Source organism: Vibrio phycocola (assembly GCF_054404255.1).
Window position 1 is genome coordinate 77170 of the sequence record NZ_JBTAMQ010000002.1, and the last position, 16721, is coordinate 93890.

The 16721-nt window shown below is 42.7% G+C and carries 16 protein-coding genes; 2 read left to right on the forward strand and 14 right to left on the reverse strand.

The window, feature by feature from the left end; all coding sequences use genetic code 11:
• Window positions 1–4: 4 nt before the first annotated feature.
• From bioD to bioB, 4 genes are read right to left on the reverse strand one after another with little or no spacing between them, the layout of a single operon-like run.
• On the reverse strand, window positions 5–688 hold the full coding sequence (gene bioD, locus ACXJY6_RS03955) for a dethiobiotin synthase (RefSeq protein ID WP_458767469.1): 684 nt from the start codon (window positions 686–688) through the stop codon (window positions 5–7).
• Window positions 685–1488, reverse strand: a complete 804-nt coding sequence (gene bioC, locus ACXJY6_RS03960) for a malonyl-ACP O-methyltransferase BioC (protein WP_456051977.1) — start codon at window positions 1486–1488, stop codon at window positions 685–687. Before bioC ends, bioD begins: the two co-directional genes overlap by 4 nt.
• Window positions 1485–2642, reverse strand: coding sequence for an 8-amino-7-oxononanoate synthase (gene bioF, locus ACXJY6_RS03965; RefSeq protein ID WP_458767470.1), 1158 nt, complete (start codon window positions 2640–2642; stop codon window positions 1485–1487). Before bioF ends, bioC begins: the two co-directional genes overlap by 4 nt.
• A complete protein-coding gene (bioB, locus tag ACXJY6_RS03970) occupies window positions 2629–3681 on the reverse strand; it encodes a biotin synthase BioB (protein ID WP_458767471.1) in 1053 nt (350 codons plus the stop codon). Before bioB ends, bioF begins: the two co-directional genes overlap by 14 nt.
• 115 nt (window positions 3682–3796) lie before the next feature.
• Here bioB and bioA point away from each other — a divergent pair, with 115 nt between their 5' ends.
• Window positions 3797–5077, forward strand: a complete 1281-nt coding sequence (bioA, locus tag ACXJY6_RS03975) for an adenosylmethionine--8-amino-7-oxononanoate transaminase (protein ID WP_458767697.1) — start codon at window positions 3797–3799, stop codon at window positions 5075–5077.
• Window positions 5078–5202: 125 nt separating this feature from the next.
• Here bioA and ACXJY6_RS03980 read toward each other — a convergent pair whose 3' ends face one another.
• The 10 genes from ACXJY6_RS03980 to ACXJY6_RS04025 form a co-directional block, all read right to left on the reverse strand.
• A complete protein-coding gene (locus ACXJY6_RS03980) occupies window positions 5203–6042 on the reverse strand; it encodes an ABC transporter ATP-binding protein (RefSeq protein ID WP_456051902.1) in 840 nt (279 codons plus the stop codon).
• 15 nt (window positions 6043–6057) lie between these two features.
• Window positions 6058–7026: an ABC transporter permease gene (locus ACXJY6_RS03985; protein WP_456051901.1), complete on the reverse strand. Its 969-nt coding sequence runs from the start codon at window positions 7024–7026 to the stop codon at window positions 6058–6060.
• A gap of 88 nt (window positions 7027–7114) precedes the next feature.
• Window positions 7115–8470 carry a CmpA/NrtA family ABC transporter substrate-binding protein gene (locus ACXJY6_RS03990; protein WP_456051900.1) on the reverse strand — a complete coding sequence of 452 codons (1356 nt, stop codon included), beginning with the start codon at window positions 8468–8470 and terminating at the stop codon, window positions 7115–7117.
• A 337-nt stretch (window positions 8471–8807) separates the two neighbouring features.
• Complete coding sequence (locus tag ACXJY6_RS03995) at window positions 8808–9389, reverse strand: ANTAR domain-containing response regulator (RefSeq protein ID WP_458767472.1); 582 nt, start codon at window positions 9387–9389, stop codon at window positions 8808–8810.
• 93 nt (window positions 9390–9482) lie between these two features.
• On the reverse strand, window positions 9483–10433 hold the full coding sequence (locus ACXJY6_RS04000) for a glycosyl transferase family protein (RefSeq protein ID WP_458767473.1): 951 nt from the start codon (window positions 10431–10433) through the stop codon (window positions 9483–9485).
• A gap of 14 nt (window positions 10434–10447) precedes the next feature.
• Window positions 10448–11329, reverse strand: coding sequence for a uroporphyrinogen-III C-methyltransferase (gene cobA / locus ACXJY6_RS04005; protein WP_458767474.1), 882 nt, complete (start codon window positions 11327–11329; stop codon window positions 10448–10450).
• Window positions 11330–11455: 126 nt separating this feature from the next.
• Window positions 11456–12763 carry a serine--tRNA ligase gene (gene serS / locus ACXJY6_RS04010; RefSeq protein ID WP_456051896.1) on the reverse strand — a complete coding sequence of 436 codons (1308 nt, stop codon included), beginning with the start codon at window positions 12761–12763 and terminating at the stop codon, window positions 11456–11458.
• A 103-nt stretch (window positions 12764–12866) separates the two neighbouring features.
• Complete coding sequence (locus ACXJY6_RS04015; protein WP_458767475.1) at window positions 12867–14216, reverse strand: replication-associated recombination protein A; 1350 nt, start codon at window positions 14214–14216, stop codon at window positions 12867–12869.
• Between the two features lie 23 nt (window positions 14217–14239).
• The gene (gene lolA / locus ACXJY6_RS04020; RefSeq protein ID WP_458767476.1) at window positions 14240–14836 is read right to left on the reverse strand and encodes an outer membrane lipoprotein periplasmic chaperone LolA; all 597 of its coding nucleotides are present in this window, start codon (window positions 14834–14836) and stop codon (window positions 14240–14242) included.
• 96 nt (window positions 14837–14932) lie between these two features.
• A complete protein-coding gene (locus tag ACXJY6_RS04025) occupies window positions 14933–15541 on the reverse strand; it encodes an SEC-C metal-binding domain-containing protein (RefSeq protein ID WP_458767477.1) in 609 nt (202 codons plus the stop codon).
• Window positions 15542–15700: 159 nt separating this feature from the next.
• On the opposite strand from ACXJY6_RS04025, the gene dusC reads away from it, so the two are divergent.
• Window positions 15701–16657, forward strand: coding sequence for a tRNA dihydrouridine(16) synthase DusC (gene dusC / locus ACXJY6_RS04030; RefSeq protein ID WP_458767698.1), 957 nt, complete (start codon window positions 15701–15703; stop codon window positions 16655–16657).
• Window positions 16658–16721 lie beyond the last annotated feature (64 nt).

Consider the following 16721-nt stretch of genomic DNA (forward strand, 5'->3'; position numbering starts at 1 on the left):
TGCTTTAGCCATTTAATACAGGCGTCAGATCGATATAGCGACCTAAATCTGAACGTTTGGCACTCGGTATATAAGGAATTTCTCCAATCTTTGGGGCATTAATTGTCGTCCCTAACATGGTTATCAATTCAGCATAATGCTCAGTACCTGGATTAATTCTATTGGCGACCCAACCAACTATTTCAAGGCCGTCATTACGAATGGCTTCTGCTGTCAAGCGAGCATGACTCAAGCATCCTAATTGGATCCCAACGACCAAAACAACAGGAAGTTTCTCTTTTTTAACCCAACTGGATAAGAAGTCATCGTCAGAAACTGGGACACGCCAGCCTCCAGCGCCTTCGACTAATACTACATCGGCTTTTTCTTGATGCTTATGCAATTTTGTACTTAGCAATTCAAAGTCAATTTCTACATTTTCATGCTTGGCCGCGATATGAGGAGACGCGGCCAATTCTAAAGCATAGGGGTTGATTTCATTATATGGGCGCTCACATGTCGCAGTTCGAATCAAATGAATAGCATCTGAGTTTCGGAATCCAAATTCCGTTTTCTCGCTGCCGGCTGCGACAGGCTTATAACCTATAGTTGAAAGATCATTATCTGCTAAAGCTTGTAAAATCGCTTTAGATGCAACTGTCTTACCAACATCAGTATCCGTACCAGCAATAAAAAACGTATTAATCATGGTTGTAACATCCCAAAACAGACTTGATAGGTGGCAGGAAGAAAGTCTTCATTACCACTAATTGCACGATATTCTAATTCGACTTTGTCGAGAGTTTCTCGAGTAAAAAGCCCTTTTGGACGCGCTTGAATATGAGTTGCCCCAATACCTTTAAGGTCCTTCATCAACGCCAACGCACTAGAATACCGCTGCGTAATAGTTTGCAAGGATAGATGATGAGACGAAACCTCAGATTGCGCTAACGCAAGTTTTACCCTATTGCGTGAGATAAACCGATTGACGTGTTGATATGAATCAACTTTGCTCCACGCTTGTGAGAGTTCAATTAATGAACCGTCAAGTAATGTCGTAAAATATCCAACTCCTTCAGGTTTAATAATGCGCTTGATTTCTGCAAGTGGTGCCGACAGATCATCACACCATTGAAGAGCGAGGCTGCTAAACACATAATCAAAACTGTCATCAGCAAAGTTCATCGCTTCAGCATCACACAATGAGTAAGTTACGTTATTCGTCCCGCAGCGAAGGCGTGCTTGTTCAAGCATTTCAACAGAAATATCGCCACAGACAACTTCTGCACCACGTTCTAATAAGCGTTGTGAAAAATAGCCGGTTCCACATCCAAGATCGAGGACTCGTTTACCACATAATGATTGAGGCATTAGATCAAGCAGTTGATAACCAACATTACGCTGAAATTTTGCATGATTATCATAACTTGACGCAGCACGGCCAAAGGCTGCGGCAATCGACTTCTTACACACTGCGCTATCGATGTAGGTATGATTAAGGTCCATCATAGTCGTGTCTCCAACACATGGCTCAATGTTCGACATAAGGTTGTTACCTGCTCCTTAGAATGATTCGCGGTTAAAGTAATTCTCAACCTGCCGCTATTTATCGGCACCGTCGGCGGGCGAATCGCTGTTACCCAAATACCATTTTGTTTCATCGCTAAGGCTGCGTTCATTACCTTTTGAGTATCACCAATAATCAGCGGTTTAATTGGAGTTGATGTTTCAACAAATTGAGAAAAATGCCCAACTCTGTGTTGATACTCGGTTTCCAATTCGGCAAGCTTTTCCCTGCGCCAATGTTGCGTCTGTATCATATAAATAGCATGAGAAAGGGCATAAGCCTGAGAAGGAGGCATTGCGGTTGAATAGATGTGATGACGGGCAAACTGAGTTAGAAAATCCCCCATCGATTCACTACACAAGATCGCAGCCCCAGACATACCAAACGCTTTGCCAAAGGTAACCACTAAAATATCGGGTGTAACACCTGCTTGATAACAACTTCCCTGTCCTTCATTACCTATAATTCCAACACCGTGAGCATCATCAACCATCAATGCACAATTCGATTTCGCATTCACCAACTGAGCGATATCACCTAAAGGGGATCGGTCACCGTCCATACTGAAGACACCTTCAGTGACGATTAGCGTTTCAATATCTGGATTAACTAAACTTGTTAAGTGCTCAACGCTGTTATGCTTAAAACGTCTCATCGATGCAGGAGATAACATACCAGCCTCCATTAACGAAGCATGATTCAGTTTGTCTTGCAGTAAATGATCGCCTTGTTCAAGTAAGGTAAATAAAACGGCCTGATTGGCACTGTAACCGGAGTTAAACAAAATCGCGCGCTCAAACCCCAACCATTCGCACAGTTGGGTTTCAAGATTTTTGTGGGCGGAACAAAAACCGGTGACTAGAGGTGAAGCGGCACTGCCCGCGCCATATAAAGATAACCCCTTTTGCCAATGCCCAATCAGTTCTGGATCATTCGCCAGCCCTAAGTAATCGTTATTCGAGAAATTGAGAAAACGTTTACCGTTGTGTTCAATCTCAACTTGGTTACCAGCTAAAATAGGGACAAGATTACGGGTTAAGCCTTGATTTTGTCGTGAACTCAAGGCTTGGTCAATCCTAGAGCTAAATGCTGGCATCGTAAAATTTGTCGTCTTTAGTAGGACGAGCGGCGACACGTTCAACAACTTTATCTAGTAGTTCATTTTCTTGGATTTCATCAGGTTTCTGCACGACTTGCTGACTATTAATACCCAATTTTTTAAATAACATCATATCGCTATCTTCAGCAGGGTTTGGGGTCGTGAGTAGTTTACAGCCGTAGAAGATGGAATTGGCACCAGCCATGAAGCAAAGTGTTTGCATCTGCTCATTCATTTGCTCACGACCAGCCGACAAACGTACAGCTGATTGAGGCATCATTATGCGTGCTGCCGCGATTAGGCGGATAAAATCAAAAGACTCAACATCATCTACTTCTTCAAGCGGTGTACCTTTAACTTTTACTAGCATATTGATAGGAACACTCTCAGGTGGAACCGGTAAGTTAGCCAATTCACACAATAATCCAGCTCGGTCATTGGTGCTTTCGCCCATTCCAATAATGCCACCAGAGCAAATTTTCATCCCAGCATCTCGCACATGCGAAAGTGTGTCTAAACGATCTTGATAGGTGCGAGTAGTAATGATATTTCCGTAAAACTCTGGAGAAGTATCTAAGTTATGGTTGTAATAATCCAAACCTGCGTCAGAGAGATCTTTAGCTTGATTCGGTGTTAGCATGCCTAGAGTCATACAGGTTTCAAGTCCGAGATCTTTAACACCAGAAATCATTTCTTTTAACAGTGGCATATCGCGCTCTTTAGGGTTCTTCCATGCAGCTCCCATGCAAAAGCGAGTTGAACCTGAAGTTTTTGCCTTTTGAGCAGCATCTAACACTCGCTCTACTTCCATTAAGCGTTCTTTATCAACATCCGTACGATAGTGCGCACTTTGCGGGCAGTATTTACAGTCTTCTGGACACGCGCCAGTTTTAATTGAGAGCAAAGTACTAACTTGAACGTAATTGTGTTGCTGGTATTGACGATGGACCTGCTGTGCTTCAAACAACAAATCCATAAATGGCTTTTCAAGTAGTGCGTTAACGTCACTTATGGTCCAGTTATGGCGAGTTTCCACAATGATTCCTTTTTTATAATTGCTCACATTTATACTTGGTTAGTCTACTCGAAGGCAGTAAACTGTCAACCAAACCTGACACGATAAGTTTACAACTGGTGAATTAATGACCAATATAGATTTGCAATTTGACCGAGACCATATGTGGCATCCTTATACATCAACTATTGAACCACTACCCTGCTACCCAGTAAGTCATGCTAAATCTAATCGTTTGCACCTTGAAACAGGCGAAGAGTTGATTGATGGAATGTCATCATGGTGGGCAGCGATTCATGGATATTCTCACCCAGTTTTAAACCAAGCCGCTCATGACCAAATCGATAAAATGTCTCATGTGATGTTTGGAGGATTAACACACCAACCAGCTATTGAGATGTGTAAACAGCTACTTGAACTCGCACCAAGCAATCTACATCACGTCTTTTTGGCCGACTCAGGATCAGTTTCGGTTGAAGTTGCCTTGAAAATGGCTCTGCAATATTGGCATGCTCGTACGGAAAACCGATCGACATTTTTGACGTTACGCCACGGCTATCATGGTGACACCTTTGCAGCTATGTCTGTAACTGATCCTGAAAACTCTATGCACAAGATTTATAAAGGTTTTTTACCTAAGCATATTTTTGTCGAATCACCGACAGTTGGCTTCCATGAGCAATGGAACGACAACGAAATCAAGCCATTGGAAGCGGCGCTCGAAAGCCATCACCAAGAGATCGCAGCCATCATTTTAGAGCCTATCGTACAAGGGGCTGGCGGAATGAGAATCTATCATCCCAATTACCTAAGAGCTGTACGCCAACTGTGTGACCAATATGGTTTACTATTAATTGTTGATGAAATTGCGACTGGGTTTGGTCGAACTGGAAAATTGTTCGCGTGTGAACATGCCGACATTAAACCCGATATTTTGTGTGTCGGTAAAGCCTTAACCAGTGGCTATATGACGCTGGCAGCAACATTAACTACCAAATCGGTGGCCGATACAGTCTGCAGCGGCGAAGCACAATGCTTTATGCATGGTCCAACATTTATGGGAAACCCATTAGCCTGCGCTGTTGCGAGTGCCAGTTTAAAACTGATTGCGCAAGGGAATTGGAAAAACCAAGTCAGTGCTATTGAATCTATCTTTGCAGAACGTTTGCCTCAATTAAGCTCTCAGACACGAGTGAAAGCGGTGCGTTGGCTTGGAGCAATTGGCGTGATTGAGACGCACAATCCTGTTGATATGGTAGCAATTCAGGCATTTTTTGTCGAAAATGGGGTATGGATTCGACCGTTCGGTAAACTTATTTATATGATGCCGCCTTATATTACTTCTCGGGAAGATCTTCATCACCTGATTAATGTTGTTGAACACGCATTGCAGTATGATGAGCTGTTTCTCGATTAACCCTCTATCTGAGTTGTGTTTTTCCTTTAGCATTCAGACTACGACAAACCATAACGACAAAAAAGACCACGCATAAGCGTGGTCAAACAGGAGCCTAATATTAGGCATGACATTGTTGTTAAAATTTATGCAATCTGTGTAACTTTAGATTCGTTCTCCGCTTTCTTTTCACTCGTACTTGCTGGATTAGAATGCTTTTCATATAGGAAACGTAATACTGATTGACGACACCTCTGGTACTCAACATCATCGGCTAATTCAACACGGTTACGCGGACGTGGAAGATTAATGTCCAACACTTCACCAATCGTCGCCGCTGGGCCATTGGTCATCATGACAATCTTATCTGAAAGTAATACGGCTTCATCAACATCGTGTGTAATCATGATGACTGTATTATTTAAATCGGCTTGAATTTTCATCAGTGAATCTTGCAAATGCGCTCGGGTTAACGCATCCAGCGCGCCAAAAGGTTCATCCATTAATAATACTTTTGGCTGGAGTGCTAACGCTCTAGCAATTCCAACCCGCTGTTTCATACCACCAGAAATTTCATCAGGACGTTTATCTTTTGCATGAACCATATTGATTAAATCTAAATAGTGATCCGTTTGCTCACGAACCCATTGTTTAGATTTTCCCTTGGCAATTTGCTTAACCGCAAGCTCGACATTTTGATACACCGTTAACCATGGCAATAAAGAGTGGTTCTGAAATACAACCGCACGTTCAGGGCCTGGACCATCGACTTCCTTCCCATCAACGATCACGCCACCGTCTGTTGGATTCAGTAGGCCGGCCACTAGATTAAGCACTGTAGATTTACCACAACCGGAGTGACCAATCAAAGAGACAAACTCGCCTTGCTGAATTTGAAAATTAACGTTCTTTAGTGCCACAAAGTCTCCTTGCGGCGTTGGAAAGCGCATACCCAATTGAGTTAGTTCAACCATACATTTAGACATGATAATTGCTCCTAATTAGCGTAATTCTTGTTTTTTGTTCCAAGACAACCACTTTTGTAAGTAGAGCATGCCTCGGTCAAGTAATAGACCTATGAAACCGATAGTAATGACCGCTACCATAATTCGACCTAGTGATGCAGAGCTTCCGTTTTGGAATTCATCCCAGACAAATTTTCCTAAGCCTGGGTTTTGTGCCAGCATTTCTGCGGCAATCAGAACCATCCATGCAATACCTAATGAAAGACGTAGTCCGGTAAAGATCATTGGAACGGCCGACGGTAGTACTATCGTTGTAATATGTTTCCACCATGAAAGGCGTAACACTTTACTTACATTAACCAAATCTTCATCAACACTTGTTACGCCAACGGCTGTATTGATCAAAGTTGGCCAGAGGCTACAAAGCGCAACGGTAAACAGTGATGTTACAAATGATTTAGCAAATAATGGGTCATCACTAATATACGTCGCACTAACAACCATGGTTACAATCGGCAGCCAGGCTAATGGCGATACTGGTTTTAATATTTGAATTATTGGGTTAAACGCCTGATATAAAACTGAATTAAGGCCTAAGAGTATCCCTAATGGAATCGCAATGATTGATGCTAAAACAAATCCAGCGGCGACAGTAAACAAGCTCGTTCCTATCTGATCAAAAAAGGTAGGTTTACCGGTATAAGCACGAATTTTTACTTTTGCGTCTGGGTTTTTCGCGAGTTTCGCCGCATTGCGTTTTTCTTGCCGCTCAACAAACGCCACCGCTTTCTCACGCTCTTCCAGATGTTCATCTACCAAATTTGTAAATTGTTCATAGGTTTGAACCGGTCCTGGCAAAGCCCCCAGAGATGTTTGAACACTTTGCGCACCTATATGCCAGAACATTAAAAATACAAGGATACCAATCAACGGCATCAAAATAATTTTTGAACGATTTGCCACTTGAGCGCGGCTTGGAATTAGCGAAATTACATTACTCGTCATAATTTTTCTCCTCGGTTATCAAACAAGCGATAACCTGGTATTTAGGCTCGGTGTGAACATCACACCGAGCTTACGCCATACTGAACGATTATTTACCCTTTAGACCGATATCAAACTTCGCTAAATACGCGTTTGGTTCACGACCGTCATAAACGATATTGTCGATAAAGTGTTGTTGAGGTCCGCGGAATCCATCCACATCTTTAATTCCAGGGAAATCATCGGCACTTAACGCACCATCTTCAATCAACGAATCTACTGCCTGCATGTAGATATCTGGGCGATATACTTTTTTCGCTATATCCATGTACCAGCTATCATCCTTCGCTTCCGCAATTTGTCCCCAACGGCGCATTTGCGTTAAGTACCAAATCGCGTCACTGAAATATGGATAAGTGGCGTTGTGACGGAAGAATACGTTGAAATCTGGCACATCACGTTTGTCGCCTTTTTCGTATTCAAAAGTACCTGTCATTGAGTTAGCGATAACTTCTGCATCCGCTCCGACATAAGCACTCTTAGCAAGAATTTCTACCGCTTCTGGACGGTTCGCATTATTATTGTCATCCAACCAATGCGCCGCTCGAATCATTGCTTTCACGACACGAATATGAGTGTTCGGGTACTTGTCAGCCCACCCTTGTGATACACCGAATACTTTTTCAGGGTTGTTTTTCCAAATTTCGTAGTCTGTAACCACTGGAACGCCGATGCCTTTAAATACCGCTTGTTGGTTCCACGGTTCACCCACACAGTAGCCTTTGATGGTTCCGGCTTCCATTGTGGCTGGCATTTGAGGTGGTGGTGTTACACTAAGAAGAACATCCGCATCATTTTGGCCACTGTTATCGCCATTTGCTGGGTCATAAAAACCTGGTTTAATACCACCAGCCGCTAACCAATAACGTAACTCATAGTTGTGAGTCGATACTGGGAATACCATGCCCATGTTGAACGGTTTTCCTTCAGATTGATAACGCTCTACAACTGGCTTAAGCGCATCTGCCTTAATTGGGTGAACGGGTTTCCCATCAGCTTGTTTTGGAATATGCGGCTTCATTTCTTCCCACACATCATTGGAAACTGTAATACCATTACCATTCAAATCCATACTAAAGGCCGTAATAATGTCTGCTTGGGTACCTATACCAATTGTTGCGCCTAACGGTTGGCCGGCTAGCATATGTGCACCATCCAATTGCCCGTCAATCACTCGGTCTAGCAGTACTTTCCAGTTAGCCTGTGCTTCAATCTCAACATACAGCCCTTCGTCCTCGAAGAATCCTTTTTCATAAGCAACCGCTAAAGGTGCCATATCAGTCAGTTTGATAAACCCAAATTTCAGATCTTCTTTCTCTGCTTCCCCGAGCTCTGCCCATGCCGGAGAAGAGATAACGGCTACTGCAAGTGCAACACTTTTTAACCACTGTTTTTTCGACTGCATTTGTAAACTCCCTTTACTTTAAATAAAAAAGCGCCACTGTAGAAACCTACAGAAGCGCCATTGCTTTCTAAAAATTCTAATTGTCTTAATCACATCATTATTTCATCTGAAAATTACCGCCGTTGATAATTTCTCGTGCTATCCCATAGGACCGCTTTCAATGCAATTAATTTTTTAACTGTGTTTTATTTAATCCAAGTACCATGCCAAGTTTATATATCTATATAATTCAAATAGTTAAGGAGGAACTAACTTCGTTGATATTCTATTGCTTATTTTGAGTGTGCATGCTGCACCATAGAAAAAAAACCAAGCTAACCCTTAAGTGGTAGTAACTCTAATTGGTGAGTTCAAAGGTATTTACCACATTTTTAGCGATAAGCCCCATAGGTTGACTACTCTTCATCGCAGAGGAGCGAAGTGCTTGGTAGGCTTCAGGTTCATCAATTGAATGAACTTTCATTAATAGACCCTTTGCTTTCTCAACCCATTTTCTATCTTCAAGCTTACGTTTAAGTTGAGCAATTTCTCTGGCCGTTTCTGCCGCATTATCACTGACTTGCTTAGCATGAATGAGCATCGGAATGAGTGAGTCAACGGCTGAAAATGGTAGTAGTACCACTCGCTCAAATCCATTTAACATTTTGATATAATTTGAATTAACGTCTTTAAGAAGTACAACAACGGGAACTTGATTTAGAGAGCAGTAATCGAGAAAGTAGCTGAGTTCAGCCGTAGGCTTATGACATGAGATGACTAATAATGAAGTTGGATTTTGATCTAGAGTTAGCTCTAATAAAGGCAGAGATACACATTTAACTTTTGCGAACTCTGCCGTTAATTTTGAAGAGAGCAATGGCAGCTCAGCTTGATCATCAGAGCACAAGACAACCACATCGTTTGAACTAAAATGAGTCATAATCATTCCTTGTTTGACCTATTCGACAACAAGAAATAATTCAAGGAACGTGCCAATCACGTTGAAAATTATTATTAAATAATTTTCAATAAGTTAGCTGCAATAGGTGCGCCACCACGACGTTGCCAGTTCAATTGACTTTTGGCGATCTTGATTACGGGCGAATAATACTGCTGCAATACTAGCTACGACAGTATTCGCCATTAATACCTGATCTTCTGATGCAGTTGCAAAAGGACAAAAAGTCGGCAAAACTAACTCTGAGTCATATAGCTCTGGCCAATAATGAGAATCAACCCCTTCTTTGTGACTTAACCAAACTGTTTGGCTCACTTTAGGGTTATATTCCGATTCGCCACTTACGCCCTTATAAGAAATAACAGCATGTGAAGTCAGCCCTATCTCTTGTTCAACATCGGCATGCAATTGTTGGAATCCAGGGTGAAAGCTACCACGAACACCAATTTCCGCACCGCCCGGATTAAGCGCTCTTACCACGGTATTGATAGGTGTACGTAAACCATACCTTGCCTTCCAAGCTATCATAGATCTCGCTTGAGGCGCGAAGGTTTCTAAGGCTAAATACGCAACGTTATGTTCATTGAGTAAAGTACTAGCTTCTTCGATTGATTTCGCTCGTTTAACACCCACTACGTCTAAATAGTGTTCGGCATGTAAACGACCAGAATCAGGTTCAGAGAAGCCATGTAATAAGACTTTGTGCCCATTGTCTGCGAGTATTTTTGCAGCGAGTAAATGCCAAGGCTGGCCTGCTGCCTCGCGCTTACCTGCGTAACATGGCCAGTCTATTTCGGCACCAAGGTTAGGGACACGGCTTTGGAAGGCTTTAACGAAACCTGCAATCTCTTCTTTAGTTTCATTTTGAACTCGAATGAGCATCATCAACATCGCCATTTGGTCATCACCAATCTTGCCGTCAAGATATTCATCCATGACTTTATAAGCTTGGTCAAAGTTGAGTGGCTTTTTCCCCCGCTCCCCACGACCTACCGTACGAATACACTCTAAAATTGAACTCATCACTTTCCTCGATTCAACTAGCTCAGTGTCGATATATTCACGCTACTGGCTGTTATCATTAATTGTTCTCTTAGTTTTACAACATCACCCATAATAATCAAAGCAGGACTCAGTCCTTTTAACTCTGTCGCTTTGGACGTTAGCTCTGCGATTGTAAAGGTATAGACTTCTTGATCTCGACTGCAGCCTTTACCGACAATGGCGACAGGCGTATCACTGGATAACCCAGCACCTATTAAGCCACCTTGAATTACCGATGAGTTCTCCAGTCCCATATAAAAAACCAGAGTTTGACCGTTCTCAACTAGACCAGCCCATGCTGGTAATGCTCCGGTTACAACCGTGCCCGTAATCAATGTTACGCTCCGAGAGACCTCTCTATGTGTCAATGGGATTAATGCACTCGACGCGCACCCGACTGCCGCCGTGATTCCTGGAACGACTTCGTACTGAATTTGGTTGTCGACAAGTAATAGTGCTTCTTCGCCACCACGACCAAAAATAAAAGGGTCGCCTCCTTTTAAACGAGCAACGGTTTTTCCTTGTAGAGCGAAGTCGACAATCAATTGACTGATTGCTTCCTGTTTCATGCTCGCCTGACCACAGCGTTTACCGACATAGATCATATCTGCATTAGGGTTCGCTAACTCTAGAATCTCGCGCCCAACAAGACGGTCATAAACCACAACATCTGCGTTCTGAATGACACGCAGAGCTTTCACCGTTAGTAAGTCAGGATCACTTGGGCCAGCGCCAACTAAATAAACATACCCATTTTTATCTGCTTTACCTAATCGAGATTGATCGACAACTGGAGCGTTGTCGTAAAACTTATCGTGTGGCGTAAAACTATCGCTGCCGTTAGCTAAAGCATCAGTCGTGTTGTTTGATTTACTCATCACCTAACCTATATTCCATACTCATTACCGCCAACATAAAAAAGGTTGCTGCCAGCCTATTTGTGACATTATGCACAAAAAAAGCCTAGATTTCTCCAGGCTTTTTTAAATAACCAAGGTTAAATGTTAGCCAATATGAGTCGCGCCACCCATATACTTTTGAAGTACTTGAGGAATTTCTATACGGCCATCCGCTTGTTGATAGTTTTCTAGTATCGCCACCATCGTACGACCGACCGCAAGACCAGAACCGTTCAATGTATGTAACAGCTCAGGTTTCTTCTCACCTTTACGGCGGAATCTCGCTTGCATTCGACGCGCCTGGAAATCCCACATATTTGAACATGATGAAATCTCACGGTAGGTCTCTTGTGCAGGAACCCAAACTTCCAAGTCGTAAGTTTTACACGCACCGAAGCCCATATCACCAGTACATAACACCACTTTTCGATATGGAAGTTCAAGCAATTGCAGCACTTTCTCAGCGTGCCCTGTTAACTCTTCAAGCGCCGCCATAGAATCTTCAGGTTTGGTAATCTGGACCAATTCCACTTTATCGAATTGATGCATCCGAATCAGACCACGAGTATCACGGCCGTAAGATCCAGCTTCAGAGCGGAAACACGGCGTATGTGCGGTCATTTTTAATGGTAAATCAGCTTCATCGACAATTTCATTACGAACGAGATTTGTCACCGGAACTTCTGCCGTAGGAATCAATGACAAGCGACGAGGCTCTTCATCGTTAACTTTTTCAACTAGCGGTTCGGTATGGAATAAGTCTTTACCAAATTTAGGTAACTGCCCCGTGCCAAATAGACTATCGGAATTCACTAAGTAAGGGACATACAGCTCTAGATAACCATGTTGGTCGGTGTGTAGATCCAACATAAATTGTGCAATTGCACGATGTAAACGAGCAAATTTACCTTTCATTACGATAAAACGTGCGCCAGTAATTTTCGTGGCACTGGCGAAATCTAAACCACCTGCGAGCTCACCAAGATCGACATGATCTTTTACTTCAAAGTCATATGATTTAGGCTCGCCCCAACGAGAGATTTCTACGTTGTCATCTTCGCTTTTACCATCGGGCACATCGTCAGATGGGATATTTGGAACAGACAACGTAAGTTCGTCAATCTGACCTTGCAGTTCGACTAACGCCGCTTTCTTACTTTCCAAATCACTTCCAAGTGAACCAATCTGACTTTTAACTTCTTCCGCGCCCGCTTTATCGCCTTTCGACATCAATTGGCCGATCTGCTTCGAGATGGAGTTGCGTGTGGATTGTAAATTTTCAACTTCGATTTGAATCGATTTACGTTTGTCTTCTAATTGACGAATGGTCTCTACGTCGAGAGCGAAGCCACGACGTGCGAGTTTTGCAGCAGTTTCGTCCAGTTCAGTACGAAGTAATTTAGAATCCAGCATTGCTAATCCTGTGTCTCTTGATTAAAAAATACGCTTTTCGAACGATTAAAATTAGGTCCGAGAGCGGGATAAATATGGAAAGGTAAACGATAGCGAAAAGCCACTATTTTTCATAGCGCTTTTGCGGGCTTTTTGCATCTAAATTAGCTAAATAGTCTAACTTTTCGCCTATTTTAATCTCTAAGCCACGATTCGTTGGTTGATAGTAATGAGTTCCGTCCATTTCAGGTGGAAGATATTTCTCGCCGGCGGCATACGCTCCAGGTTCATTGTGGGCATAGCGATACTCTTCACCGTATCCCATATCTTTCATTAAACTGGTTGGTGCATTACGTAAATGATGAGGAACTTCATAGTCAGGCTCATTTTTCGCATCGCGCAACGCCTGCTTCCAAGCATCGTAAACGGCGTTACTTTTGGGAGCACAAGCCAAATACACTGCAGCTTGAGCAATAGCTCGATTTCCTTCTGCTGGGCCCAAACGTTGAAAACAATCCCATGCAGATAACGCAACTTGCATCGCTTTGGGATCTGCATTACCAATGTCTTCCGAAGCAATCGCCAACAGACGCCGAGCAATATACAAAGGATCACACCCAGCGGTAATCATTCTCGCTATCCAATACAGCGCGCCATCGGGGCTTGAACCTCGGATCGATTTATGAACAGCAGAAATTAAATCGTACCAAACATCACCTTTATTATCGAAGCGAGCCAAACGTTCACCGGAGACTTCTGCCAATAAGGGAAGATCTATCTGCTTTTCACCAGACTCATTTTCTGAGGCCATATCATAGAGCAGTTCGAGATAATTCAACGCCATCCGTGCATCGCCATTCACCAGTTCAGATAATCTCGCAATCACATCAGAATGAAACTCTGCTTTAACGTTTCCCAAACCACGATCTGGATCGGTAATCGCCTGCACCAAGGTTGCTTGAATATCCTCATTGCATAAGGATGTTAACTTGTAGACTCGTGCTCTAGATAACAAAGCATTATTTAATTCAAACGATGGATTTTCTGTAGTGGCTCCAACAAACGTAACGGTGCCATCTTCGATATGTGGAAGAAAAGCGTCTTGTTGAGATTTGTTAAAACGATGCACCTCATCGACAAATAAAATTGTTCGAAATCCAGCAAGCTTATTACTCCTCGCCTTTTCGATTGAAGCTCGAATATCTTTCACTCCAGACGTTACCGCTGAAATACGCTCAACTTTGGCATTCGCATACGAGGCAGCTAACTCTGCTAATGTCGTTTTTCCGGTACCCGGAGGTCCCCAAAGAATCATAGAGTGGAGTTGACCTTGCTCTAAGGCACGACGTAAAGGCTTTCCTTCGGCAAGAATATGAGCTTGACCGATATACTGAACTATTGTTGCAGGCCTCATTCTCGCCGCTAGAGGTCTAAAATCTTGATCGTCTGAAAAGTCGAGGCTTAAATTACTCACGAGTCACCGTTAATCGCATAAAATTAGTTACGTTGGTCATCGATTTCAACGCCTTGCGGCACTTTAAATGTAAACAAAGATCTATCTGGCACCATTATTTTTACGTTATTAAACGAAAAGGTGGTGTTTTGACCATCCTGTTCAAGAATATCGAAACCCATAACCTTACCACTGTCATCGATCGCAATAATAAAACTCCCTTGCGTGCTGTCTGCGGCTACCGGTTTTAACGTAAACACATCACCGCTTTGGGTAACATCATATTGGTTCCAATCTTGCTCTTCATTCCGGGTTAGCAACACAAATGGTGTCTGACCCGCCGCTTGTTCCTGCGTATAAACAGAAACCTGCTCAACAAAAGGGCTGTAATACCATACGGTTTCACCATCCGAAACAATCACATTATCATCTGGTAGAAATGTTTCCCAACGGAACAAACTTGGGCGGCTAATATCAACCTTTCCAGACCCTTCACTAATGACTGCTCCATCCGCATCTTTTACCACTTGTTCAAACTGAGCACTGAATCCTTCGTTTAAGGTCAAGCGTTGCGACAATTCCTGTTTAGGGCTTGCAAGTGCTGAGCAGCTCACTATTAATAAAGCTAACCACTTTTTCATTGTTTTCTCCTAAGCCAAATACTAAGGCCTTGTTATATGAGCTCTTGATCGTTTAGTTGTCATCGTTATGTTGGAAAACAGATTCTGTGTAAAGTTCTACTTTAAACAGCATTGCTTATATTTCTTACCACTATTACAAGGACATGGGTCGTTGCGGCCTACTGTTTTATAAGGATTTACCTTCATTGATTTGTCACCAACTTGAAAGTCGTTGGCGGCATTAGCTACGTCACTAATCATTAGGTCAAGATTTTCGACCATTGCACTTAATTGTGGAGGATTTGCAATACCCGCTTCTATCATACTTTGTTTGGTACTCTCTTCATCCATGGCCAACATCATGGTAGTGAGCAATGCTTGCAACATTCTTTCTGAGCCATCGGTGAGCGCAACATCCAACCATTGTGCTTCAATATGTTGCCAAACACTGAGAAAACCTTGAGCAAACTGGCTAAGTTGCTCACCACTGTCACCGCTAACCAATGATGATGTCTGATAGCTATTTGACATTAACAGTGCATATTGTTGGTGAAACTGAGCCTCAACAATTGGGACCAATTCCGAGTTTTCATCAAGTAATTCAATAAGCCATTGCTCAATTAGCATCGGCTTTATCGCCATATTGGACGCCAAAATGGCCCCTTCTAAAAACTGGGATGAATGTTTGAAGACTGTAGAATCAGTGACGAGCAAAGAATAATTCATAAAGAAAGGGACTACCATTAGACATAAATATCACGCGATTATAGCGAACTCGTCACCAAGTTACAGGCCTTTCCTCAACACAAAATTTATCAGAACATAGTGACAAGTGACTTAGCGATGACTACAATCTCGCCTCCTAAATATGAGAGTGAAGCGGCAATGCGAGTAGTTCTTGGCCCAATGCAAGGTGTATTAGACCATGTAATGCGTGAAATCCTCACAGAGATAAACGATTACGATCTCTGTGTTACTGAGTTTGTCCGCGTTACTAGTCAATTATTACCAAGCAAAGTATTTCATAGACTGTGTCCAGAGCTTCGTAGGCAATCTCATACCCGTTCAGGTACACGTGTTCATGTTCAATTATTAGGTCAAGATCCTCAGTGGATGGCTGAAAATGCACATCAAGCTGTTGAATACGGTGCCGCTGGAATTGACATTAATTTCGGTTGCCCTGCCAAAACCGTAAATAAACACAAAGGCGGCGCAGCGCTACTTGAATTTCCTGAAACAATTTATCAAATAGTCAAACAGTGCCGAGCTGCCGTAGATTCTAATGTTCCAGTCACGGCTAAAATTCGCCTTGGTATTGAGAACCCAGAAGACTGTTTTGCTATTTCAGATGCGATCCAACAAGCGGGTGCTGATGAGTTAACCATTCATGCTCGTACAAAAGTCGGTGGCTATAAGGCGGAAGAAATAAAATGGGGTTATATCGAGCAAATCCGTCAACGAACGTCGATTCCTATTATTGCCAATGGCGAGATTTGGAATTATCAAGATGGTATTGATTGTCGTAACACAACCAACGTAGATTCATTAATGGTGTGTCGAGGCGCGCTGACAATACCGAATCTCGGGAACGTCGTAAAACGAAACGATGCCGCAATGGCTTGGGATGAAGTGTTGCAACTGCTTATCAACTACTCTGAATGTGAAGTAATAGGCGATAAAAGTAAATACTATCCACAACGCGTTAAACAGTGGTTTACCTACTTACGCCATGCTTATCCAGAAGCAGCAGAACTGTTCTACAACATTCGAACCTTTAATCAAGTTGACCCTATTTTGAGCCACATTCATCAGGCACAAGAAGAGTACGCTCGTACCTACTAACCCCTGTAACTGGTAGCCGCAGCGCTTATGTTTGCTGGTAATAGAGATATAGTCCGTCTTTCAT

Coding starts and splice junctions, on each gene's coding strand:
- ACXJY6_RS03995 (WP_458767472.1), bottom strand. CDS start 9,389: ATGACTCATTTTAGTTCAAACGATGTGGTTGTCTTGTGCTCTGATGAT.
- dusC (WP_458767698.1), top strand. CDS start 15,701: ATGCGAGTAGTTCTTGGCCCAATGCAAGGTGTATTAGACCATGTAATG.
- lolA (WP_458767476.1), bottom strand. CDS start 14,836: ATGAAAAAGTGGTTAGCTTTATTAATAGTGAGCTGCTCAGCACTTGCA.
- bioF (WP_458767470.1), bottom strand. CDS start 2,642: ATGCCAGCATTTAGCTCTAGGATTGACCAAGCCTTGAGTTCACGACAA.
- ACXJY6_RS03990 (WP_456051900.1), bottom strand. CDS start 8,470: ATGCAGTCGAAAAAACAGTGGTTAAAAAGTGTTGCACTTGCAGTAGCC.
- ACXJY6_RS03980 (WP_456051902.1), bottom strand. CDS start 6,042: ATGTCTAAATGTATGGTTGAACTAACTCAATTGGGTATGCGCTTTCCA.
- cobA (WP_458767474.1), bottom strand. CDS start 11,329: ATGAGTAAATCAAACAACACGACTGATGCTTTAGCTAACGGCAGCGAT.
- serS (WP_456051896.1), bottom strand. CDS start 12,763: ATGCTGGATTCTAAATTACTTCGTACTGAACTGGACGAAACTGCTGCA.
- bioC (WP_456051977.1), bottom strand. CDS start 1,488: ATGATGGACCTTAATCATACCTACATCGATAGCGCAGTGTGTAAGAAG.
- ACXJY6_RS04025 (WP_458767477.1), bottom strand. CDS start 15,541: ATGAATTATTCTTTGCTCGTCACTGATTCTACAGTCTTCAAACATTCA.
- ACXJY6_RS03985 (WP_456051901.1), bottom strand. CDS start 7,026: ATGACGAGTAATGTAATTTCGCTAATTCCAAGCCGCGCTCAAGTGGCA.
- bioD (WP_458767469.1), bottom strand. CDS start 688: ATGATTAATACGTTTTTTATTGCTGGTACGGATACTGATGTTGGTAAG.